Raw genomic sequence first — 21852 nt, 5'->3', positions numbered from 1 at the left:
AACGATTGCCCTGTCAAATGTTGCACGATTGATCGGAGATCGCCGACCGCAGAAACGGGCCCACGGGGCGGGTCGTGCCCTGAAGGTGGAGCGCGGCGGCGACGATCAGATTCTCGGCGCGCAGCTGTTCCGCGATCGCGACGCCCGCGTCGAGCGCCGCGTCGATCTCCGGTTGCGCCAGCGGCGGCACGGCACGGGTGACCAGACGATCGCCGAGGTCACTGTCCGGCTGGATGTCGCGCGCCGGCAGGCGGACGATGCCGGGATGCGCGATGTTCACCGCATTGGCCACGACGGTCGCGGCCGCGTCGGCGCTCGCGGCATCGCGTGCCAGGATCGTGACGGCATCGGCGATGCCGAGCGAGAAGCTGCGGCCACCCGCGCCCGACGTCGCGATGCCGCGCACCGGATCGTCCGCCGTGATCTCGGCCGTGCCGAAGATCGTCGGCTGATCGGGCCGGTCGACCAGGCCAGTCGTGAAGCGGGTGCCGGGCGTCAGATGGAGCGCGATGTCGCCGCCGTTGTTGACATACGCCCGCGCGAGCCCGGCACCCGCAACCGAAACCATCGCATCGAGAATCTCGTCCGCCACGCTGCCGGCCACGGCCGCCATCGGCGTAATGAAGATTTTGTCCGAGTACGGCCGCACGGCGGCAGTCATGCGGCGCGCGACGGGGCTGATCAGACCGCCTTCTGACTCGTCGCAAGAGCCCCCCACCCCCGGTGCGCAGCGCGCCGGGGGGCGAGGGAAAGACTCACGGCGGTCGTGATTTCGTTTCGACACCGGCCGTCGCAGCGCCGGCAGCTCCTCGCACAACGCGTCGAGCAGGCCGGTCAGACGTTGCAGGGCCGCGCGATACGCGACCTCGACGACCTCGCGCGGTCCGAACGCCTCGATGATCAGGTCGATCGGCCCATCCTGCAGATGCAGGCGACGGCCGTCCGGCAGCAGGCGGGCGCCGGGGCGCCGCGCGTTGCCCGCCGAGACGGCCGGACCGGCCGTCATGATCGTACCCGGCCCCAGCTCGGCCCCTCGGCCGCATAGGGCCAGACATTTCCTTCGACCGGTGACACCAAGTTACTGTCGTGATCGCCGAGCGTGCCGAGACGGCGCACGTGATCCATGTGGCCGCCGAGCGCCGCGTAGTCGTCGAGCTTCAGCGTGAACTCGATCGGCGCGACGAGCGCCGGCGTCGGCACGTAGCCGAAGGCGTTGGCCGGCAGCCGCGTGACGTCGACCATGAAGGTGATGCCGCCGCCCGGCCAGACATAGACGGGCGCGCCGCCGCAGGTGACGCGGGTCAACGTGTCCTTCACCGAACGGGTGAGACGCACCGGATTCTCGGTGACGCCGGCGCGCAGCGAGCCGCCGGCGCCGGCGATGAACAGCACCGTGCAGAGTGCCGGCTCGCAGTTCTCCTTGATGCGCTCCGTGGAGGCGCGCAGCACCTCCGGCATCTCGGTCTCGACCGGTTTCAGGTTGTCGTCGAGCACGAAATAGGCGGCGTGCTCGCCCGTGGTCGAGACCATGAACAGCGTCATGCCGGGCTTCGCCACGGCCTTGTCGAACGGATCGAGGATCGACAGCGGATCCGTGATGCTGGTGCCGCCCCAGCCGGTGCCCGGATCGGCGACCTGGAAGTACCGCCCCGGCGTCGAGCGACGCCCGCGCATCTTTATGCCGGTCGGCTCGATGCCCAGGACCTTGCCCGAAGCGTGCTCCGACAGGACGCCGGTGATGTGATCGTCGACGACGACCACGTCGTCGACCTTGCCGAACCACTGCTTGGCGAAGATGCCGATCGTCGCCGAGCCGCAGCCGACCCGCATGCGCTCTTCCGGCACGCTGTTGATGATCGGCGCCTTGCCGGCTTCCACGATGATGGTCGAGCCATCGTCGATGGTCAGCTCCACGGGCTTGCCGTTGGAGAGATCGAGCAGCGCCTCGCAGGTGACGCGGCCCTCCTTCTTGGAGCCGCCGGTGAGATGATGCACGCCGCCGAGCGACAGCATCTGCGAGCCGTACTCACCGGTGGTGACGTGGCCGACGGCCTCGCCCTGTGCCCGCACGGTCGCCTGCTCGGGGCCGAGGAAGCGATCGGTGTCGACCTTCACCTTCACGCCGCAGTAGCTGAAGATCCCCTCCGTCACCACCGTGACCATGTCGACGCCGTCGACCTGGGACGAGACGATGAACGGCGCCGGCTTGTAGTCCGGATAAGTCGTGCCGGCCCCGATGGCGGTGACGAACAGCTCCTCCTCCGGCACGAGCTCGCCGGCCCACTCGCTCTTGCGCTGGTTGAACGGCACGACGCGGCCGCCGGTGTCGAGCGTGCGCTCCAGGATCACGTGCGGATCGACCCGGATCAGCTCGCCGTCGCGGTTGGCGTAGCGATCGCAGGCGCCCGACAGGCCGGGGCGGATCCAGCAGGCGACCGGACAGGCGTCACAGCGCACCTTGCGGTCGGCCGACGTCTCGGCGGACGGCTGAGGATCCTTCATCATGGCCTCGTCTCGTTCGGGGTCCGGCCGATCGGAGCGTGCGACGGCCGCCTTGAATGCGCGTGGGGGCGAGCGCGCGATGCGGCCGGACGTCGGGCGGGCATTTCATTAGTACACAAATGATCTTGCATCGCACGATCCTTGTCAAGGTCGCGGCCGGCACGAAGCTCTTTCTTGGTCGTCCCGGGGCGGCCCGCAGGGCCGAGCCCGGGACCCATAACCCCTGTCTCTCGTGGTCCACCAGCACCGGGGATATGGATTCCGGGCTCGTGGACCTGCGGTCCACGCCCCGGAATGACGGGATCCCGCGTCGCCATCCGCATCACCGCGCTCCCGCCTGGGCGCGCAACCGCGCCACCGTCGCCTCGACGTCCGTCCAGGCCGGGCGCTCCGGCGCGAACCGGCCGCGGACGTAACGCACGATCTCGGCGATCTGCCAGTCGGACATGTGGTCGGCGAAGGACGGCATGGCACCGAGCTCGCCGAGACCCTTCGGGTGGATGCCTTCGAGCATCACCCGCACCACGGTGTCCGGCGTGTCGGACTGCAGCGCCGTCACCAGTGCCAGCGACGGCTTGGTGCCGTAAAGCGCCGAGCCCTTGCCGGGCTCGTGGCAGACGGCGCACGCGCCCTCGAACATGCGTCCTCCCGGCACCGAGACGGGCGCCCTCGCCCGTGCCGCCGTGGCGGCCTCGCGAGCCGCCGCCAAGGCATCACGTTCGGCCGCGCTCCGCGGCGCGTCGCCGAGCGAGGCAAGATAATGCGCCATCGCGCGGATGTCGTCGTCGGGCAGGACCTTCAGCTCGGCGACGATCGGCGCCATCGGCCCGGCCGCGGCGCCGTGGTGGCGCGACCAGCCGGTGCGGAGATAATCGAAATACGCCGTCTCGTCCCACGGCACCGGCGCCCGGTTTTCGCGATTCAAGGCGGGAGCTTCCCAGCCCTCCGCGACACCACCGGCAAAGCGGCGGGCTCCGGTCTCCTCGGCCCCGAGAAGATTCCGTGGCGTGTGGCAGGCCGAGCAGTGGCCGAGCCCTTCGACCAGATAGAAGCCGCGGTTCCACACCTCGGACTTCGTCGGATCGGGCGTGAACGGCGCCGCCTTGTGGAACATCGTGTTCCAGAACGCCATCAGCCAGCGCTGATCGAACGGGAACGAGAACTCCGGCGCCGGGGTCGCGTTGCGCACCGCCGGCACCGACATCAGATAGGCATAGAGCGCCTGCAGGTCGGCGTCGGTGGTCTTCGCATACGACGTGTACGGGAAGGCCGGGTAGAGATGGCGGCCGTCGCGGTGCAGGCCCTCGCGCATCGCCCGCTCGAAGGCCGGATAGGACCAGGCGCCGATGCCGGTTTCGACGTCCGGCGTGATGTTGGTGGTGGTGATCACGCCGAACGGCGTGTCGAGCCGCAGGCCGCCGGCGAGCGGCGCACCGCCCTCCGCCGTGTGGCAGACGAAGCAGGCGCCGAGATGCGCGAGCACGCGGCCACGCTCGATGGTCGCCGGCGAGAACACCGACGGGTCGGGCCGCGGAATGGGCGCGATGGCGCCGCGCCACGGCAGCGTCGTCACCCCGATCGAGCCGATGGCGCCCACCGCCGCGGCGACCAGTGGCCAGACGATCGTCCGCAGCCGTGACGGCCTCTCGCGCGCCGCCACGGGTGGCAGGGCCGGTGCTGCGGCCGCCGGCGCCGGCGGGGCGACGCCGGCGGCGCGCAGGCCCGCGAGCACGCGCTCGGGCGTGAGCGGCAGCTCGCGGAAACGGACGCCGGTCGCGTCGTAGACGGCGTTGACGATGGCGGCGGCGCTCGGCACCGAGGCCGACTCGCCGACGCCGAGCGGCTCCTCGTTCGACCGCTCCACCATCATCACGTCGATCGGCGGCAGCTCGGGGAACGTCAGGAGCGGATAGGATCCCCACTCGCGGCTCGCCACCGCGACGTCCGAGAACGTCACCTCCTCCTTCAGCACCCGGCTGGTCGACTGGATGACGTTGCCCTGGATCTGATGGCGGACGCCGTCCGGATTGATCATCAGGCCGGAGTCCTGCCCGACCGTGACCTTGCTGACCGCGACCTCGCCGGTCGTGGTGTCGACCGAGACGTCGGCCACCCAGGCGGCCCAGGCGGCGCCGTAGCCGGGGAACTTCGAATGCACGTAGAGCGCATAGGCGAAGCCGCGACCGCGCCGGATGCCGCTCTCGTCCTCGCGCAGCCGGGCGCCGACGTGCGGCTCCCACTTCGCCCGCGCCGCGAGCTGCTCGACCAGATCGCGGGCGCGCTCGTCCTTCAGATAACGAAGCCGGTATTCGATCGGATCGACGCCGGCCTTCTCGGCGAGCTCGTCGATGTAGCACTCGTGCGCGAAGGTGTTGGGCAGCGCCGAGACGCCGCGCAGCCAGGAGGCGCGCACGATCGGTGCCATGTCGTGACAGACGACGCGCTTGTTGGCGAAGTCGTAGGGGCCGATCGCCGTGCGGTCGCCCATCTGCGCCACCATCGGGGTCGGCGCGACCTTCCCGGTCAACAGCAGCGGCAGCGTGTGGCAGACGTTGGAGGGATAGCGGGTCTGGAAGTCGTAGGCCGCGACCGAGCCGTCGGCGTTCAGGCCGCCGTCGACCGTCATGATCTGGCCGGCGCCCTTGGGCTCCCAGGCGTGCTCCTGATCACGGGTGAGCTGCACCCGTACCGGCTTGCCGACGGCGCGGGCGAGCAGCGCCGCGTCGGCCGTCACGTCGTCGGCACAGTTGCGGCCGTAGCAGCCGGCCGCCTCCATGCGGATCACCTCGACGGCGCTCTCCGGCAGATCGAGCAGGCTGGCGAGATCACGCCGCAGCGGCACCGGGTTCTGCGTGCCGGACCACACGCGCAGCCGCCCGTCTAAAACCTCGGCGACCGCGCAGGACGGGCCGATCGAGGCGTGCATGTGATACGGCCACACATAGGTGCGCTGCAGCCGCTCGGCCGCGCCGGCGATCGCGGCGTCGACGTCGCCCTGGTCGAGCAGCAGCCGCGGCGTCGACGGGTTCGCCGTGATGGTCGTGGCGAGATCGCCCATGTCGGGCAGCTTCGGCGTTGGTTTCCACGCGACCCGGAGCGCCCGCATCGCGGCTTCCGCGTTCTCCTCGCGCTCGGCGACGATGCCGACGAAATCCGCGATCACCACCACGGCGACGATGCCGGGGATGTGGGCGATCGAGCCCTCGTCCACACTGATCAGGCTGGTGCCGACGAAGTCGCCGGCATCGACGCCGGCATAGGGCGGCCGCACCACACGGCCGTGCAGCATGCCGGGCACGCGCATGTCGTGGACGAAGACGAGCCCGCCGGTCGCCTTCGCCGGAATGTCGACGCGGGGCTGCGAGCGGCCGACGATGCGGTGCTCGGCGACCGGCTTTATCGGCACGTCGTCGGCCAGCGCCAGCACGATGCGGTCGTCGCCGATCAGCTCGCCATAGGTGACGAAGCGGTTGTCGCCGGCTGCGGTCGCGGCGTCTGCCTCGCCCGGCGTCTGGTCGTCGCCGGCCACGGCGGCGCGGCGCCGCACCACGCCGTCCTCGACCACCAGCTCGGCCGCCGGCACGCCGAGCTTGTCCGCAGCGCGCGCGACGAGCGCATGACGGGCCTGGGCGGCGGCGCGGCGCAACGGCGGCGCCGTGATCTGGATCGTCTCGCTGGCGATGGTGGGACCCTGGTCCGGCGTCAGCGCGGTGTCGCCCAGCACCATCGAAACGCGCGCGAAGCCGACGTCGAGCTCCTCCGCCACGATTTGAGCCAGCGCCGTGCGGATGCCGGTGCCGAGATCGACATGCCCGTTGAACGCCGTGACGGCGCCGGTGGCCTCGACGATCACGAACGGCTCGAGAGTCTCGGGATCGACGGTCGCCGGGTCGGCGACTCCGACGGGCGGCTTGACCACGGCAAGGCTGCCGCAGCGCATCAGGTAGTCGGTTCGGGTGAGGCCCTGTCGCTGCAACATCAGCGCCTGCTCCGATCCGCATCTCGCCGTTGCGCACCGACGTGCTCGACGGCGCGCCGCACTGCGACGAGGATCTCCACGTGGGTGCCGCAGCGGCAGAGATTGTAACGAAGCGCCTCGCGGATCTGTTCGTCGGTCGGCTCCGGATTAGCGTCCACGAGCGCCGCCGTCGTCATGATCATGCCGTTGAGGCAGTAGCCGCACTGTGCGCCGGCCATCTCGACGAAGGCCTGCTGGACCGGATGCATCGCGTCCGGTCCGCCGAGCCCTTCCAGGGTCGTGATGGACCGGCCCGCGACATCGCCGATGTGCAGCACGCAGGCGCGCGCCGCGACGCCGTCGACCAGCACGGTGCAGCTCCCGCATTCGCCGAGGCCGCAGCCGAACTTCGGCCCGTTGAGGCCGAGATCGTTGCGCAGAACCGAAAGCAGCGGCGTCGTCCCGGGCAGCGACAAGGCATGCACGGTTCCGTTGACGTTCAGGGTGATCAGCGGGTCGCGACGCGTCATCATGTCTCGGGGCGGATGTCTCGGGTCAGGGCGTCTCGGTCGGATGTCTCGGTCGTCTCTGCTCGGGCAGGCTCTCTCGGGGTCGGTGACCGGCGCGGCGAGTCGGCGCCGCGGCCGAGCCGGCGCGGCGTCGCTCTTCATTCGTATACTAACGAAAAAGATCGTCCCCCGCGACAGTTTGTTGGTGCTGCAATGCGGTCCCTCACGAGACGTGACGAGGCCGCGAGACTGCTCTCCCGCGCGGCAGCGAGACGCGGTTTGCAGTGCAAATTGGCAGCCGACGCCCAGGGAAGAGGCACTTCCCTCGCCCGGCCCATGCGACGACGACGAGCGAGATCCCGGATGTGGTCCGGGGCGTTATCCTTCGAGGCGAGCGGAGGCGGACATGCGGACACGGCGATCGATCTTGGGCGGGCTCGCCGGCGCAGCCGCACTCGCCGTGCCACTGCGGGCACAGCCGGCCCCGCCGCCGTCCCCGCGCTCCGCACCGGAGCCGGCCGCCCGGACGATCCCGTCGACCGGCGAAGCCATACCGGCGGTCGGGCTCGGCACCTGGATCACGTTCAATGTCGGCAACGACGCCGTGCTGCGCGACGAGTGCACCGCGGTCGTCGCCGCATTCTTCGCCGCCGGCGGCCGGTTGATCGATTCGTCGCCGATGTACGGGTCGTCGCAGCCGACCATCGGCCACGCCCTCGCCAAGCTCGATCATCCCGCGGCGCTCTTCTCGGCCGAGAAGGTCTGGACCTCCTCGGCGCGAAACGGCCGGCCGCAGATCGACCAGTCGCTGCGCCTCTGGGGCGTGCCGCGCTTCGATCTCGTGCAGGTGCACAATCTGCTCGCCTGGGAGGCGCACCTCGACACGCTGCTCGACATGAAGGCGCAGAAGCAGCTCCGCTACGTCGGCATCACCACGTCGGAGGGCCGCCGTCACGCCGAGATCGAGGCCGTGATGTCGGGGCGCCCGATCGACTTCGTGCAGGTCACCTACAACCCGGTCGACCGCGAGGTGGAGCGCCGCATCCTGCCGCTCGCCCGCGAGCGCGGCATCGCCGTCATCGTCAACCGCCCGTTCCGGGAGGGCGAGCTGACGCGCCGACTGGCGCAGCACCCGCTGCCCGCCTGGCCCGCCGAGATCGGGGCGGCGAGCTGGGCGCAGCTCGTCCTGAAGTTCATCGTCTCGCACCCCGCCGTGACCTGCGCGATTCCCGCGACGACCAGGGTCGACCATGTCCGCGAGAACCTCGCCGCGGCCGCCGGGCCGCTGCCCGAGGAGCCTTTGCGGCGGCGGATCGCCGAACAGCTCGGGCGGTTGTGATGTCCGAGTGGTGGACCTACGGCGTTTCCGATTTCCTGATGTTCTCGCCCCGCGTCTACGACCGTCTGTTGGCGGCGACCAACGCGGCGCTGTGGCCGGCCCATGTCGGTACGATCCTGCTCGGCCTCGCCGCCGCCGGCCTGGCCGTGTCGCCACTCCGCGCCGGCGCCCGCGCCGCCCTCCTCGTGCTCGGCCCGCTCTGGATCGTCGTCGCCTGGGTGTTCCTGTGGCAGCGCTACGCGACCATCAACTGGGGCATGCTGTATGCCGCCCCGGCCTTCGCGTGTCAGGGGCTGGCGATGGTCGTCGCCGGCGTGCTGCCGGTCGTCGAGGGACGGCGGCCGCCCGAGCCCGCGGCGATCGCCGCGGCCGTCCTCGCCGCGGCGATCGTGCTCGGCTGGCCGCTGCTCGGGCTGGCGGCCGGACGCCCGCTCGGCACCGGCGAGACCTTCGGCCTGTTCCCGGATCCGACGGCGCTCGTCACCCTCGCGATCCTGGCGTCGCTGCGTGGCGGGCTGCGAGTCGTGCTGATGATCGTGCCGCTCGCATGGGTGCTGGTGGCGACTGCGACGCTCTACACGCTGGGGGCCTGGACCTGGATCGCCGTGATCGCCGCGGCGGCGAGCGCCGTCGCGCTCGCGCTCATCGGGCCGAGACGGCCGTCGTCTCGCCGATCGTGAACCCGGAGAACTCCGTCGCGAGCCGCGCGGCCGCCTCCAGGTCGGAGGCCGCGCTCGCATGGATCACGAACAGCGGATCGCCGCGACCGACCGCGTCACCGACACGGGCGCGCAGATCGATGCCGGCGCTCTTGTCGAGCGGCGCGCCGGCCACCCGAGCGATGCCTGCCACGGCGAAGCCGTCGATGTCGCTCACGACACCGGCCCGCGACGCGACCACGGTATGGGTGATCCGACCGGGCCGCACCGGCTCGCGCGCCCCCTGCGCCACGATGATCCGGTCCAACGCCTCACGGGCGGCGCCGGAGGCGAGCAGGTCCTCGGCGCGCCGGCGCGCCGCGTCGCGGTCGCCCAGGGCCGGATCCCAGGCGAGGATGCGGCTGGCGAAGTGCAGCACCTTGTCGCGCAGATCCGCCGGCGCCTCGGGATTGCTCTCCAGCACCCGGATCACGTCGCGCGCTTCGAGCGCCGGCCCGATGCCGCGGCCGATCGGCGCCGTACCATCGGTCGGCACCGCCTCGACCGCGAGGCCGAGGCCCGCGCCGACGCGCTCGAACAGCCGCGCCAACGTGGTCGCCTCGACCAGGCTCTTGATTCTCGCGCGCGGACCATAGGGCAGATCCACGACCACGTGGGTCGCCCCGGCGGCGAGCTTCTTCGACAGGATCGAGGCCACCGACCAGCGCGTCGACTCGAGGCCGAGCGGCCGCGTGATCGCGTTCATCACGTCGTCGAGGGTCGAGTGGTTGAGGCGCCCGTTCCAGGCGACGCAGCCGCGCGCCGTCTCCACCACGCGACGCACGTCGTCGGCGTCGAGATCGACGCGCGCCAGCGTCTCCATCGCATCCGCCGTGCCGGCCGCCGACGTGATGGCGCGCGACGAGGTCTTCGGGATCGCGAGGCCGTGCGCGGCGACGATCGGCACCAGCACCATGGTGACGCGCGAGCCCGGGATGCCGCCCATCGAATGCTTGTCGGCGACGATCGGCTCGCCCCATGCGATGCGCGAGGCGAAGCGCGCCCGCACCTTGGCGAGCGCCAGAACTTCGTCGTCGTCGAGCCCGCGATCGGCGGCGACCAGGAAACCCGCGACCTCGCTGTCAGGATAGCGCCCCTCGACGATGTCGCCGACGACGCGCGCATACTCGGCTTCGTCGAGCGTTCCGCCGCGGATCTTCTTGCGCAATGCCGTGCGACTGGCGGGAGTCGGCGTGCGGGTGAGGACGACGGGCGTACCCTCGGGCAGACCGAGCCTGTCGAACACCTCGCGGGTCAGGCCGACGCTGTCGGCCGGTAGCGTGCCGGGCTCGGCGATCGCCACCTCGGCGCGCACACTGCGGCCACGCGCGGCGAGGTCGATGCGGCCGGGACCGAGATAATCGTCGGCGCGCACCGTCGCGCAGTCGCGCGGCAGCACGGCGAGCGCCCGCTGCCCGGCCGCGATCGGCAGCCGGCCGAGCCGCAGCCGCACCGTCTGGGCCTCGAGGGCCGCCACGAAGCGCTCGATGCCGACCGCGGGGGTCCCGTCGTTGGCGACCCGCACCACGGTCGCGGCCTCCGGAAATGGCGGCGTCGTGCGGTCGAGCCGCGCTCTGATCACGTCGGCGCTCTCGCGCCCGCGCGCGGCGAGACGCTGCGCGAGAATGTCGGGCGGCGTCGTGATCTCGACGACGACGAGATCCGGCAGGCGGGCGAGCAGCTCCGCCACCACGGCGCGCGAGCCGTTGGCGACGACGTGGACGCCGCGGGCGAGATCGTCGAGACAGCTTGCCGGCACGCCGTAGCGGAGCCCGTGCGCCTCCCAGTCGATCAGGAAGGCGCCCTCGCTCTTCATCGTCGCGAAGGTCGCGTCGTCGACGGCCTCGTGCGCCTCGCCGCCGGCATCGGCCGGGCGCGTGATCACACGCCGGGCGAAGACGAAACGGCCGGTGTCGGCGAGCGCCGCGCGGGCGCCGTCGAGCAGCGTGTCCTTGCCCGAGCCGCTCGGCCCGACGACGAAGAAGAGAAGGCCGGAAGTCATGATCTTTGGCTCTGCGCACGTGGATCGATGGAGGAGACCGTCTCACCTCTCCCCGCTGTGCGGGGAGAAGTCGACGTCCGCGCGTCCAGCGCGGAGGTCGGGTGAGGGGTCGTTCCCGTATCCACGAAAGGCCCCCTCACCCCCACCCTCTCGCCGCGCGCGGGAAGAGGGAGCGCCGACGCTGTACCTCTATGACGACGGCATCGAGATCGCGCATCGTCCGAACCTCCCTCACGCCTCGTCGAGGCCGATGTCGACGGCCGGAGCGGCCTGGGTGATCTTGCTGGTGGAAATGTAGTCGACGCCGGTCTCGGCGATGGCCTTGATGGTGTCGAGCCGGATGCCGCCCGAGGCTTCCAGCGGCACGCGACCGGCCACCATCGCCACCGCCTCGGTCATGTCCTCGCACGACATGTTGTCGAGCATGATCACGTCGGCACCGGCGGCGAGCGCCTCGGAGACCTGCTCCAGGCGATCGCACTCGACCTCGATCTTGGTCAGCGTCGGAAGCTTCGTCTTGGCGCGCGCGACGGCCGGGGCGATGCCACCGCACACCGCGATGTGGTTGTCCTTGATCATCACGCCGTTGTCGAGGCCGAGCCGGTGGTTGAGGCCGCCGCCGCAGGTCACCGCGTGCTTCTCGATCATGCGCAGGCCCGGCGTGGTCTTGCGGGTGTCGATCAGGCGCGCCTTGGTGTGCGAGATCATCGCGACGTAGCGGGCCGTTTCGGTGGCGATCGCCGACATGTGCTGGACGATGTTGAGCGCCGTGCGCTCGCCGGTGAGGATGCCGCGCGCTGGCCCCTTCACGGTCATCAGAATCGCGCCCTTGCCGACCACGTCGCCGTCCTTCACCGTCACGTCGATCGCGAGCCGCGGCTCGTAGCGACGGAACACGGCGGCGGCGATCTCGATGCCGGCGACCGTCATCGGCTGGCGGGCGTTCATGGCGAAGTGCCCCTCCTCGTCCGGCTCGATCATCGTCTGGGCCGTGAGATCGCAGTAGCCGATGTCCTCGGTCAGCCAGAGATCGATCAGGCGCGCGACGGCAAAGCTGTCGTACATGGTCGTACCTTTCGAACGAGTCGATGTCAGCGGTGTGAACGCACCGCCCGGACGCGGCGCGGAGCGCGCCGAGGAGCGGTCCGGCGGACGATATCGTGATCTAGTGGCGCCATGCCCGATCGAGCATCAGCAGCATCGCATTGACGACGAGCGCGACGACGGCGAGCAGCAGCGCGACGGCGAGCACGGTCGGCATGTCGCCGCGCTCCATCGCATGCATGACCATGTAGCCGAGCCCGTTGCGCGAGGCGAACATCTCGCCGATCAGCACGCCGAGCAGGCAGAGCGAGACGCCGAGCCGCGCCCCCGTGATCACCTCGGGCAGGATCGCCGGCAGCACCACGGTGAGCGAGGTCTGCCAGGGCGTCAGCCCCATCACGGCGGCGCTGCGGCGATAGACCGGCTTCATCTGGAGGATCGCGTTCATGGTGAACAGCGTCAGCGGGATCATGCCGTGCATGATGCCGAAGGCGATGCGGGCCGAGATGCCGAGCCCGAAGATCAGCAGCACGACCGGATAGAGCGTCACCTTGGGCAGCGAGTAGAGATTGACCAGGATCGGCTCCGAGACGACGCCGGCGGTGCGGTTCATGCCGAGCAGGATGCCGAGCGCGATCCCGCCGATCGTCGAGAGCACCACGGCGACCGCGAAGGCGCGCGCCGTCTCGGCCGCCTGATCCCAGAACTCCACCTCGCCGAGCAAGCCGACGAGCCGCACCAGCGTCGTCACCGGGGACGGCAGGCCCGTGTTGGCGACGGCGAGATGCAGCGCCTCCCAGGCGAGCAGCAGGACGCCGAGCACGGCGGCGGGGCCGAGCACGTTCTTCATGTCGACGCCCCCGCCGTCATCGCCGCAACCGCGCCTGCAGGCGCCGGTCGACCGCATCGAGCGCCGTGTTGACGACCGTGACGAGCAGCACGATCAGCAGCATCAGGCCGTACATCTCGCGATTGTTGAAGTTGTTGTAGGCGTAGGCGATGGCGTAGCCCATGCCGGCGCCGGACAGGATGAACTCGGATGCAATGACGCCGATAAAGGCGTAGGCGACCGAGAGCTTCACGCCGGTGAACAGATACGGCATCGCCGCCGGCAGACTGATCTTGAAGGCGCGCTCGATCGGCCCCAGGCGCATGATCAGCGCCGTCTTGCCGAGCACCCGGGGGATGCGATCGAGGCCGGTCAAGGTCGCCGAGATCATCGCGACGACGGCGAGCAGCACGGCGATGGCGATGATCGCCGACGGTCCGACGCCGAACAGGATGATGAAGACCGGGTAGAACATGAAGGTCGGCACCGCATAGTAGCTGGCGAGCAGCGGCTCGACGGCGCTGCGCACCAGCGGCAGCGCGTGGATCACGGCGCCGACCAGGAAACCGAGCACGACGGCGAGCACCGCCGCGGCCGCGACGCTGCGCAGGCTGATCAGGATGTCCTTCCAGTGCGTGCCGGAGACCAGAATGTCCCACAGGCTCGTCGCCATGGCGGACGGCGGGATCATCACGGACGCCGGAATCCAGTCGATCCGACAGGCGAGCTCCAGCGCACCGACGGCGGCTGCGACGACGAGAAGCCTGATCCAGCCTTCGCGGGTCATCGCCTCAACCATCGCGCAGATGCTTGAGGGACTCGGTGCGCAGCTTCTCCCACAGATGACCGGTGAGATCGCCGAAGCGCGGATGCGAGACGATGCGGCTGTCGCGGTCGACCTCCCAGCCGGTCTCGAGAATGTCGATGAACACGCCGGGGCGCGCCGACATGACGCCGACGCGGTCGGACAGCATCGCCGCCTCGTCGAGCGCATGCGTGATCAGGAGCACGGTCGCCGAGGTCTCGCGCCACAGCCGCAGGAGCTCGTCGCCCATCAGCAGGCGGGTCTGCTGGTCGAGCGCACCGAACGGCTCGTCGAGCAGGATCAGGCGCGGCTGCATGACGAGCGTGCGGGCGATGCAGACGCGCTGGCGCATGCCGCCGGAGAGCTGCGCCGGATAGGCGCCGGCGAACTGCTTGAGGCCCATGAAGCCGACCGCGTAGTCGACGCGCCGGGCGATCTCGGCCGCGTCGACGCCGGCCCGACGGAGCCCGAACGCGACGTTGTCCGTCACGCTGAGCCAGGGGAACGACGCATCCTCCTGGAACACGACGCCGACGCCGGCCGGCACGCCGTCGATCGGCCGTCCTTCGAACTCGGCCGTGCCTTCCGTCGGCTTCGACAGGCCGGCCAGCACGTCGAGCAAAGTCGACTTGCCGCAGCCCGACGGCCCGACGACGGAGAAGAACTCGCCGCGGCGCAGATCGAGATCGATGGGCCCGAGCGCGTGGACGCACTTCGCCGTGCCGGGCTTGCCGAACACCCGCGTGACACCGGTCAGGCGGGCGTGATGATCGTCGGCGTCCGACACGGGGGCGATCTCGACGAGTGCCGCGAGGGTCATTTTTTGCCCTGGATGGACGCGGGCAGGAACGCCGGGTCGAGCAGCTTGGACCAGTCCACCGGCCCGGTGACCTCGCCGATCAGGCGCAACCCGTCGATGGTGCGATCGAGCTCGGCCTGGTTGAACTCGCCGACGCTCCACATGCGCGGACCCAGCATGTTGTCGACCGCGATCTTGGCGATGGCCGGCTCCAGCTTGAACGCCTTGCCGACGATCTCGGCCGCCTTGGCCGGATCGGCGTAGAGCGCTTCGACGCCGGCGGCGCGGCCGGCGATGATCGCCTTGAGCTTCTCCGGGTTCTTCTTGGCGAAGGCGCGGGTCGTGATGCCGACCGAGGTGGTCATCGGCGGCAGCAACTTGCCGTAGTTGACCACGGTGCGATACTTCGCGGCCCGGATGATCGACAGTGGCTCGATCAGCGCGGCGGCGGCGACGGCACCCTGCTCCAGCATGGTGAGGCCGTTGACGTAGCCGCCGGAGGCGACGCGCTCGACCTTGGAGGCGTCGACGCCCTCCTGCTTGAGGGCCATCAGGAGCAGCATCTCCGAGACGCCCTTGGGCGACGTGATGGCGACCTTCTTGCCTTCCAGATCCTTGAGCGACTTGATCGGCGAATCCGGCATCGTCACCAAGGACGCCTCGGCGGTCGAGCGCGTGCCGGTGTTCACGATGATCACGTCGAGCCCCTGGCGCTGCGCCGCGAGCGCGGCCGCGATCGCCACGTCGCCGTATGGCGTCTCGCTGGCGAGCAGGTTGCGCACCGTGGTGCCACCGCCGCCCGAGCCGATGATCGAGGTGATGTCGATGCCGGCCTTCTTGAACAGCCCCTCCGACATGGCGACCGCGTAGGGCGCGCCGTACATGCTGGTGCCCCACTGCGTCACCGAGATCTCGTCGGCGAGCGCCGGAGCGGCCGGGACGACCGCGCCGAGCGCCGCGCCGGACAGTCCGGCACAGATCACGAAGGCCCGAAGAGTTTGCTTGAACGACATCGCCGGTCTCTCACGGTGGGGGTTTCAGGCCGCGGAACCTCTCGGTCCGCTCACTCCGTCGTCTGGTACAGAAGGCGTTTGCACAGAAGGCGTCTGGACCAGCAGGCTTCTCGAACAGCGGGCGTCTGGAACTGCAGGTCCGACAAGATGCGTTTGGAACAGTGTACTCACTATACGGGGCGATGCGCCGCGACAACCGGAATGTCGACCTGCGCTCTTTCATAATTTGTGCATCGCATGATGCCGCGTCGAGCAATGCGGCGCGAATTCGTTCAATTGGGAAGCGCCCGCGCGACTTGTGTCGGGTGAAGAGTGTACACTACTGTCGGTATCGAGCGGACCCCGCGGAAGAGGCTACGGCGACACATGACATACAAGGATCGAAAGGCTCGATCGGACGTCGCCGGTGCCGCGACCGCGTTGCGATCCGCGGCACGCGGGCGCGGCCGTGCCGCACGGCCCGACGCGGCGGCGGCGCGCTCCGCGCCTCCCCTCGCGGCCACCGCGGCGTCCCGCCCCTACGACTTCCGCGAGCAGATCGGGCATCTGCTGCGGCGCGCCTACCAACGCCACGTCGCCATCTTCCAGCAGAACGCCGCGGACGCTCAGCTCACCGCCGTGCAGTTCGTCACCTTGTGCACCCTGCGAGAGCGCGGACCGAGCTCGCAGAGCGAGCTGGTACGCGCGACCGCGGTCGACCAGGGCACTATCCGGGGCATCATCGAGCGGCTGACCGCGCGCCGCCTGGTGGCGATCACGACCGACGGCGACGATCGCCGCAAGGTGATCGTCCATCTCACGGCCCGCGGTTCGGCGATGATCGATCGCATGGTGCCGAGCGCGCATCACATCACCGAGCTGACGATGGGAGACCTCGCGCCGGTCGAGCGCGTCGCGCTCGTCCATCTCCTGCGCAAGATGACGGGCGACACGGCCGGCCCCTGACCGGGCGACCCGTGCGTGGTCGCCCGTCATCCGCGGCCGTCGCGGCGGCCGATCGATCCGTCCATGGAGGCCGCTCCCACGCGGCCGCCCCGTTTCCTCCCGCGCGGTTCCATGCCACAAGGCGCGCGCAGCAGGAGGATGGCATGTCGGCAGCGCCGCGCCGCCGCGTTCGCCGGGGCGAGCCGATCCCGGTGTGGCGGCAGATCGAGATCGACCTGACATTCGAGATTCGCACCGGCTTCTTCGGCCCGGGAGACCGGCTACCGTCCGAATCGGAGCTGGCGAAGGCCTACGGTGTGCACCGGCACACCGTGCGGGTCGCGCTCGCCCGGCTCGCAGACGAGGGGCTCGTCGTCGCCCGTCAGGGCAAGGGCGTGTTCGTAGCGCGGCGGCCGGTCGAGTACGCGGTGACGCGCGAATCGAAGTGGAGCGAGTTCGAGCAGCGCCTCGCCGCGCGACCCGACGGCAAGCTGCTGCGGTCCTCGCGGCGCACCGCGAACGCCGAGCTCGCCGCCCTGCTCGCGATCGCGCCGGGGAGCGAGCTCCTGGTGCTCGAGTCGCTGCGGCGCGCCGGTCCGGGTGTGTCGGCCTACTGCTACCACGTGTTCGAGCACGCCCGCTTCGCCGGCGTCGACGAGGCGTTCCGTCGCTTGCGCAGCTACACGCCGGCGCTCGCCGAGCTCGGCCATCCGGAGTTCTTCCGGACCAGGACCTGGATCGACGGCCGGCTGCCGCGTGCCGACGAGGCGCGGGCGCTGGCCGTCGGCTCCGATACGCCCGTCATGGTGATGAGCTACATCGACGCCGGGCGCGACGGCGCGCCGATCCTGTTCGGGTCCGCCGTGGTGCCGGCCGGGCGGCTGCGGTTCCGGGTCGACAGCCCTTGAGCCGCGCTGGGAGCGCTCCGGTGTCACATCCCCGTCAGCTTGTCCAAATAACCTAGACAAGTTGCCCGGCCGTCGATGCGCCACGGGGTCCGCGGGCCCGGTGCCGTCCGCCTCCGGGCCCGCCGATCCGGAGAGACCGAGCCCATGTTGAACCGCCGCCGCTTTCTCGCCACCACGGCCGCCGTCGGAGCCACGCTGGCCGCCCCGGCCGTGCGCGCGCAGTCGCGCCAGACCATCAAGATCGGCCTCGCGCCCCAGCAGGCAACCCAGGCCGAGACCCGCAAGGTGTGGGAGCCGATCTACAAGATCGTCGCCGACCGCATGGGGGTCGGGCTCGAGCTGACCGTCGCCAACGACTGGGCCGGCATCTCGGTGGCGCTGGCGAGCGAGCAGATCGACGCCACCCAGATGGGGCCGTGGGGCTACGTGCTGGCGCGCGCCAAAGGCGAAGCGCGCATCGCCTGCACCATGCTGGTGAACGGCGAGCCGACCTATCGGGCCGTCATCGTCGCCCGCCCCGGGCTGAAGATCGAGAAGTGGCCCGACGACGCGCGCGGCCTCTCGATGCAGATGCTCGACGTCGGCTCCACCACCGGCTGGATGGTGCCGACCCACTGGTTCCGCCAGCGCGGGCTCGAGCCCAAGACCTTCTTCGGCCGCTACGCCGAGGGCGCCTCGGCGGCCGCCGCCCAGGTCGCCGCCGCCAACGGCCAGGTCGACCTCGCCACCGGCTGGGACATCCACCGCAACACGATGATCCGCAACGGCACGATCAAGGCCGACTCCAACACCGTGGTGTGGCAGTCCGATCCGCTGCCGAACGAGGTCGTCGCGGTGCGCCGCAGCTTCCCCGAGGAGATGCGGGTCGCGTTGCGCGACGCGCTGGTCGGCCTCACGGACGAGCAGAAGAAGCTGCTGCCGTGGCCCTACACGGGCTTCGTGCCCGGCACGCACGCGCCCTACGAGGTGCTGGAGAAGATGGGCCGCGAGCTCGGCGTGCTGAAGGCGTAGAGCCCCGTCCGCCGCGCTCCCCTTTCCGCTCATGCCCGCGCAGGCGGGCATCCAGGAGCGTCGTGCCGTGCCGCTCCCGGGTCCCCGCGTTCGCGGGGACGAGCGGACATCGGGACCGATCCATCCGGTCCGGTCCGACGTGACTTGAATCGGGTCCGCGGGAAACGGACGAGCTTCGAGCCCGGCATGCCGCGCCGGAGCCGACATGATCATTTCAGGAGTCTCGGCTTGACCGACCATCCCGTCCGCGGCGCCGACGGCCGTTATCTGGAACCGCGGATCGATCCGTTCTCCCGCACCGTCGTGGTGCGGGCACTGGTGCTGCTGGGGCTCGCCGTCGCCTTCGCCTTCTGCCTGAAGCTCGCCGAGGTGAACCCGGCCGCGCTCGCCCGCGGCTTTCCGCGTCTCCTCGAATGGGCGTCGAAGGGCTGGCCGCCCTATCTCGACGATCTCGACGTGTTCGCCTGGCGGGCCGTCGAGACCGTGGCGATCGCGACGGTCGGCACGGCCGCCGCGACCCTGATCGCCTTCCCGCTCGCCGTGTTCGTCGCCCGTAACGTCACGCCCTCGCCGCTCTTGTCGTTTCCGGTGCGCTGGGTCGTCAACACATTCCGGGCGATCGACACGGTGGTGTTCGCGCTACTGTTCGTCACCGCGGTCGGGCTCGGGCCGTTCGCCGGCGTGCTCGGGATGATCGTCCACTCGGTCGGCGTGATCACCAAGCTGTATGCCGAGGCGATCGAGACGATCCCGAACGCACCGCTCGAGGCGGCCGCCATGTCGGGCGCCAACCGCACCAAGATCGTCAGCTACGCGATGCTGCCCTCGGTGCTGCCGAGCCTCGCCTCGGTGTCTCTCTACGTGTGGGAGGCGAACGTGCGCACCTCGACGATCCTCGGCATCGTCGGGGCCGGCGGCATCGGCATCGAGATCAAGGCGGCGATCGACCTGCTCGACTTCCAGAAGCTGCTCACCCTGTCGGTCATCGTGCTGATCATGGTGACGGTGATCGACCAGCTCTCGGCCTGGCTGCGCCGCCGGCTGGTGTGAGGACGCCCATGACCGCCCATCCGCATCTGCCGCTCGCCGCCCTCGCGCTCGACGCTCCCGCGTCGCTGGCCGCGGCAGCGGCTCGGCCCGACCCGCTCACGCGGGACGAGGCCGCCGCCTTCGCGCTGCGACACGTGACGAAGCGCTATCGTGAGACGACGGCGCTCGACGATGTGTCCTTCGCGGTGCGGCCGGGCGAGCTCGTCGCGCTGGTCGGTCCGTCGGGCGCCGGCAAGTCGACGGTCTTCCGCGCGCTGACCCGGCTCGTCACGGCGGATGCGGGCCAGGTCGAGGTGCTGGGCACGCGGATCGATGCACTGCACGGCCGCGCATTGCGCGACGTGCGCCGAAGGATCGGCCTCATCTTCCAGCAGTTCAACCTGATCGGACGGCTGTCGGCGCTCGACAACGTGCTGGCCGGACGGCTCGGCCATGTCGCGACGTGGCGCGTCGCGACCCGGTTGTTTCGGCAGGCGGACCGCCAGATCGCGCTCGCCGCGCTCGATCGCGTCGGCCTGCTCGACAAGGCCTATCAGCGCGCCGACTCCCTGTCGGGCGGGCAGCAGCAGCGCGTCGCCATCGCCCGCGTGCTCGCCCAACAGTCGCGCGTCGTGCTGGCCGACGAGCCGGTGTCGAGCCTCGATCCCAGCGCGGCCGCCAATGTCATCGGCGTCCTGCGCGACATCGCCCGCGAGCATCGCATCGGCGTTCTGTGCGCGCTCCATCAGGTCGACTTCGCGCGCGACTATGCCGACCGCATCGTCGCCCTGCGGGGCGGGCGGCTGGTGCTCGACGCACCGGCCCGCGACTTCGACGACGCGGCGTTCTCGCGCGTCTACGGGGCGCAGCCCGCGCCGGACCTCGCATGACCGGGGCGAGCGCGGGCGCGTGAGGCTCGTCCGGTCTGGGACAGCCGCGCCGAATCCGCTATGGACGGCGCGGTCCGGCCCACTTGTCCGCGAGCGTCCCGATGTCCGACAGCAGCACCGACCCGCGCACCGACTTGCGCACCGACTTGCGCACCGACCCGGATTTCTTCGTTCTGCTGACGGACAGCTTCGCGCGCCTCGTCGGCCGGCCACTCGTGCCCGCGGGCGCCGACGCCGCGTGGCTCTATTCACAAGCGCCGTTCGTCTGCGTCGCCCACGACACGCAGCCGGATCCGCGCTTCGTCTACGCCAACGAGGCCGCGCAGGCGCGCTTCGGCTACGGTTGGGACGAGTTCATCGGCCTGCCGTCGCGGCTGTCGGCGCAGGCGCCGGAGCGCGCCGAGCGCCAGCAGTTTCTGGACACCGTGGCGGCGCAAGGCTACGTCGCCGGCTATCGCGGCCTGCGGGTGAAGAAGTCCGGCGCGACGTTCTGGATCGAGGACGGCCTCGTTTGGCAGCTCCGCGACGAGACCGGCGCGCTGCACGGCACCGCGGCGGTGTTTTCGACCTGGACGGATGAGGGATAGTCGGCCGCCGACAGTTACGGCTTCTCACGACCACGGAGCGTGCGGCCTACCCCCCCTCCCCAGCCCTCCCCCGCAAGGGGGGAGGGAGCAGGCCACGGCAGATCGTAACGCTCTCGACTCACACCAAGACTGCAAAACACCGAGCCTCCAACAAACCCGCATTCGCGGCTCCATCGTTCCCTCCCCCCTTGTGGGGGAGGGACAGGGAGGGGGGTCTTCACGGCAGGATGCTTCGGTCGGCAATCGCCCGGATCGCGCACGGACGCCGCTTCACACCCCGAGATACGCCGCACGCACCTTCGGATCCTGCAGCAGCGCCGCGCCGGCGCCCTCGTGGACGATGTGGCCGACCTCGAGCACGTAGCCGCGATCCGCGATGGCGAGCGCCGCGGAGGCGTTCTGCTCGACCAGCAGCACCGTGATGCCGCGCGCCTTCAGATCGACGACCGCGGCGAGGATCTGGTCGACCAGCAGCGGCGCGAGGCCGAGCGAGGGCTCGTCGAGCAGCAGCAGCTTGGGCTGCGCCATCAGGGCGCGGCCGATCGCCAGCATCTGTTGCTGTCCGCCCGACAGGCTCGCGGCCGGCGAGCGCCGCCGCTCGGCCAGCACCGGGAACATCGCATACACGGCATCGAGCCGCGTGCCCACGGTCTCGTCGTTCCGGCGGAAGGCGCCGAGCCGCAGATTGTCCTCGACGGTGAGCGGCCCGAACACCTGCCGACCCTCGGGCGACTGGGCGATGCCGCGCACCACGCGGGCGTGCGAAGGGAGCCGGCCGATGTCCTCGCCCTCGAACACGATGCGGCCCGCGGTCGCCGGCTGCACGCCCGAGAGCGTGCGCAGCAGCGTCGTCTTGCCGGCCCCGTTGGAGCCGACCAACGCGACGATCTCGCCCGCCGCGACGTCGAGCGAGACGCCGTGCAGCACCTCGATGCGGCCATAGGCCGAGGAGAGCCCGTCAACCGTGAGCACGATCCGCCTCCCTGGCGCCGTGCTCGCCCAGAT

At 70.5% G+C, this 21852-nt stretch carries 19 protein-coding genes; 8 read left to right on the top strand and 11 right to left on the bottom strand.

Going from position 1 to position 21852, the window contains the following annotated elements; translation table 11 throughout:
- Positions 1-13: 13 nt before the first annotated feature.
- The 4 genes from ABTU92_RS09980 to ABTU92_RS09965 all read right to left on the bottom strand — a co-directional run bounded on the left by ABTU92_RS09980 (position 14) and on the right by ABTU92_RS09965 (position 6990).
- Positions 14-1006 (bottom strand): UPF0280 family protein, encoded by a 993-nt coding sequence (locus tag ABTU92_RS09980; protein WP_408090117.1) that lies wholly within the window; start codon positions 1004-1006, stop codon positions 14-16.
- Entirely contained in the window at positions 1003-2502 is a 1500-nt protein-coding gene (locus ABTU92_RS09975) for a 6-hydroxynicotinate reductase (RefSeq protein ID WP_408090186.1), read from the bottom strand. The genes ABTU92_RS09980 and ABTU92_RS09975 overlap by 4 nt, the downstream gene beginning before the upstream one ends.
- A 322-nt stretch (positions 2503-2824) precedes the next feature.
- Positions 2825-6481 carry a molybdopterin cofactor-binding domain-containing protein gene (locus tag ABTU92_RS09970; protein WP_408090115.1) on the bottom strand — a complete coding sequence of 1219 codons (3657 nt, stop codon included), beginning with the start codon at positions 6479-6481 and terminating at the stop codon, positions 2825-2827.
- Positions 6481-6990, bottom strand: coding sequence for a (2Fe-2S)-binding protein (locus ABTU92_RS09965; protein ID WP_408090113.1), 510 nt, complete (start codon positions 6988-6990; stop codon positions 6481-6483). The genes ABTU92_RS09970 and ABTU92_RS09965 overlap by 1 nt, the downstream gene beginning before the upstream one ends.
- 385 nt (positions 6991-7375) lie before the next feature.
- Between ABTU92_RS09965 and ABTU92_RS09960 the strand changes: the two genes are divergently transcribed.
- A complete protein-coding gene (locus ABTU92_RS09960; protein ID WP_408090111.1) occupies positions 7376-8308 on the top strand; it encodes an aldo/keto reductase in 933 nt (310 codons plus the stop codon).
- Positions 8308-8988: a DUF6064 family protein gene (locus ABTU92_RS09955; RefSeq protein WP_408090109.1), complete on the top strand. Its 681-nt coding sequence runs from the start codon at positions 8308-8310 to the stop codon at positions 8986-8988. The genes ABTU92_RS09960 and ABTU92_RS09955 overlap by 1 nt, the downstream gene beginning before the upstream one ends.
- On the opposite strand, the gene phnN is transcribed toward ABTU92_RS09955, so the two are convergent.
- From phnN to ABTU92_RS09925, 6 genes are all read right to left on the bottom strand, one after another.
- Entirely contained in the window at positions 8951-11008 is a 2058-nt protein-coding gene (phnN, locus tag ABTU92_RS09950) for a phosphonate metabolism protein/1,5-bisphosphokinase (PRPP-forming) PhnN (RefSeq protein ID WP_408090107.1), read from the bottom strand. The two genes, ABTU92_RS09955 and phnN, sit on opposite strands and share 38 nt — an antisense overlap.
- Before the next feature lie 231 nt (positions 11009-11239).
- Positions 11240-12073 (bottom strand): carboxylating nicotinate-nucleotide diphosphorylase, encoded by an 834-nt coding sequence (nadC, locus tag ABTU92_RS09945; protein ID WP_408090105.1) that lies wholly within the window; start codon positions 12071-12073, stop codon positions 11240-11242.
- Between the two features lie 100 nt (positions 12074-12173).
- The gene (locus ABTU92_RS09940; protein ID WP_408090103.1) at positions 12174-12902 is read right to left on the bottom strand and encodes an ABC transporter permease; all 729 of its coding nucleotides are present in this window, start codon (positions 12900-12902) and stop codon (positions 12174-12176) included.
- 16 nt (positions 12903-12918) lie between these two features.
- Positions 12919-13668, bottom strand: coding sequence for an ABC transporter permease (locus tag ABTU92_RS09935; RefSeq protein ID WP_408090101.1), 750 nt, complete (start codon positions 13666-13668; stop codon positions 12919-12921).
- A 4-nt stretch (positions 13669-13672) separates the two neighbouring features.
- A complete protein-coding gene (locus tag ABTU92_RS09930; protein WP_408090099.1) occupies positions 13673-14506 on the bottom strand; it encodes an ABC transporter ATP-binding protein in 834 nt (277 codons plus the stop codon).
- The gene (locus tag ABTU92_RS09925; RefSeq protein WP_408090097.1) at positions 14503-15498 is read right to left on the bottom strand and encodes an ABC transporter substrate-binding protein; all 996 of its coding nucleotides are present in this window, start codon (positions 15496-15498) and stop codon (positions 14503-14505) included. The genes ABTU92_RS09930 and ABTU92_RS09925 overlap by 4 nt, the downstream gene beginning before the upstream one ends.
- A 366-nt stretch (positions 15499-15864) precedes the next feature.
- Between ABTU92_RS09925 and ABTU92_RS09920 the strand changes: the two genes are divergently transcribed.
- The 6 genes from ABTU92_RS09920 (at position 15865) to ABTU92_RS09895 (ending at position 20847) form a co-directional block, all read left to right on the top strand.
- Complete coding sequence (locus ABTU92_RS09920; RefSeq protein ID WP_408090095.1) at positions 15865-16443, top strand: MarR family winged helix-turn-helix transcriptional regulator; 579 nt, start codon at positions 15865-15867, stop codon at positions 16441-16443.
- Between the two features lie 143 nt (positions 16444-16586).
- Positions 16587-17330: a phosphonate metabolism transcriptional regulator PhnF gene (gene phnF / locus ABTU92_RS09915; protein WP_408090093.1), complete on the top strand. Its 744-nt coding sequence runs from the start codon at positions 16587-16589 to the stop codon at positions 17328-17330.
- A 144-nt stretch (positions 17331-17474) separates the two neighbouring features.
- The gene (gene phnD / locus ABTU92_RS09910; protein WP_408090091.1) at positions 17475-18341 is read left to right on the top strand and encodes a phosphate/phosphite/phosphonate ABC transporter substrate-binding protein; all 867 of its coding nucleotides are present in this window, start codon (positions 17475-17477) and stop codon (positions 18339-18341) included.
- Between the two features lie 228 nt (positions 18342-18569).
- Positions 18570-19391: a phosphonate ABC transporter, permease protein PhnE gene (gene phnE / locus ABTU92_RS09905; protein WP_408090089.1), complete on the top strand. Its 822-nt coding sequence runs from the start codon at positions 18570-18572 to the stop codon at positions 19389-19391.
- Positions 19392-19399: 8 nt separating this feature from the next.
- On the top strand, positions 19400-20260 hold the full coding sequence (gene phnC, locus ABTU92_RS09900) for a phosphonate ABC transporter ATP-binding protein (RefSeq protein WP_408090087.1): 861 nt from the start codon (positions 19400-19402) through the stop codon (positions 20258-20260).
- A gap of 101 nt (positions 20261-20361) precedes the next feature.
- Complete coding sequence (locus tag ABTU92_RS09895; RefSeq protein WP_408090085.1) at positions 20362-20847, top strand: MEKHLA domain-containing protein; 486 nt, start codon at positions 20362-20364, stop codon at positions 20845-20847.
- A gap of 270 nt (positions 20848-21117) precedes the next feature.
- On the opposite strand, the gene ABTU92_RS09890 is transcribed toward ABTU92_RS09895, so the two are convergent.
- On the bottom strand, positions 21118-21819 hold the full coding sequence (locus ABTU92_RS09890) for an ABC transporter ATP-binding protein (RefSeq protein WP_408090184.1): 702 nt from the start codon (positions 21817-21819) through the stop codon (positions 21118-21120).
- Positions 21820-21852 lie beyond the last annotated feature (33 nt).

It is taken from the genome of Rhodoplanes sp. SY1 (assembly GCF_046000175.1).
In the GTDB taxonomy this organism is placed as follows: domain Bacteria; phylum Pseudomonadota; class Alphaproteobacteria; order Rhizobiales; family Xanthobacteraceae; genus Rhodoplanes.
This window is presented reverse-complemented; position numbering and strand designations above follow the sequence as displayed.

Bases quoted from the DNA above. Each gene is read 5' to 3' on its own strand.
- ABTU92_RS09970 (WP_408090115.1), bottom strand. From the start codon at position 6,481: ATGTTGCAGCGACAGGGCCTCACCCGAACCGACTACCTGATGCGCTGC.
- phnD (WP_408090091.1), top strand. From the start codon at position 17,475: ATGTTGAACCGCCGCCGCTTTCTCGCCACCACGGCCGCCGTCGGAGCC.
- phnF (WP_408090093.1), top strand. From the start codon at position 16,587: ATGTCGGCAGCGCCGCGCCGCCGCGTTCGCCGGGGCGAGCCGATCCCG.
- ABTU92_RS09940 (WP_408090103.1), bottom strand. From the start codon at position 12,902: ATGAAGAACGTGCTCGGCCCCGCCGCCGTGCTCGGCGTCCTGCTGCTC.
- ABTU92_RS09920 (WP_408090095.1), top strand. From the start codon at position 15,865: ATGACATACAAGGATCGAAAGGCTCGATCGGACGTCGCCGGTGCCGCG.
- ABTU92_RS09965 (WP_408090113.1), bottom strand. From the start codon at position 6,990: ATGACGCGTCGCGACCCGCTGATCACCCTGAACGTCAACGGAACCGTG.
- phnN (WP_408090107.1), bottom strand. From the start codon at position 11,008: ATGACTTCCGGCCTTCTCTTCTTCGTCGTCGGGCCGAGCGGCTCGGGC.
- ABTU92_RS09955 (WP_408090109.1), top strand. From the start codon at position 8,308: ATGTCCGAGTGGTGGACCTACGGCGTTTCCGATTTCCTGATGTTCTCG.
- ABTU92_RS09980 (WP_408090117.1), bottom strand. From the start codon at position 1,006: ATGACGGCCGGTCCGGCCGTCTCGGCGGGCAACGCGCGGCGCCCCGGC.
- ABTU92_RS09930 (WP_408090099.1), bottom strand. From the start codon at position 14,506: ATGACCCTCGCGGCACTCGTCGAGATCGCCCCCGTGTCGGACGCCGAC.
- ABTU92_RS09975 (WP_408090186.1), bottom strand. From the start codon at position 2,502: ATGAAGGATCCTCAGCCGTCCGCCGAGACGTCGGCCGACCGCAAGGTG.
- ABTU92_RS09960 (WP_408090111.1), top strand. From the start codon at position 7,376: ATGCGGACACGGCGATCGATCTTGGGCGGGCTCGCCGGCGCAGCCGCA.
- ABTU92_RS09895 (WP_408090085.1), top strand. From the start codon at position 20,362: ATGTCCGACAGCAGCACCGACCCGCGCACCGACTTGCGCACCGACTTG.
- ABTU92_RS09935 (WP_408090101.1), bottom strand. From the start codon at position 13,668: ATGACCCGCGAAGGCTGGATCAGGCTTCTCGTCGTCGCAGCCGCCGTC.
- ABTU92_RS09925 (WP_408090097.1), bottom strand. From the start codon at position 15,498: ATGTCGTTCAAGCAAACTCTTCGGGCCTTCGTGATCTGTGCCGGACTG.
- phnC (WP_408090087.1), top strand. From the start codon at position 19,400: ATGACCGCCCATCCGCATCTGCCGCTCGCCGCCCTCGCGCTCGACGCT.
- nadC (WP_408090105.1), bottom strand. From the start codon at position 12,073: ATGTACGACAGCTTTGCCGTCGCGCGCCTGATCGATCTCTGGCTGACC.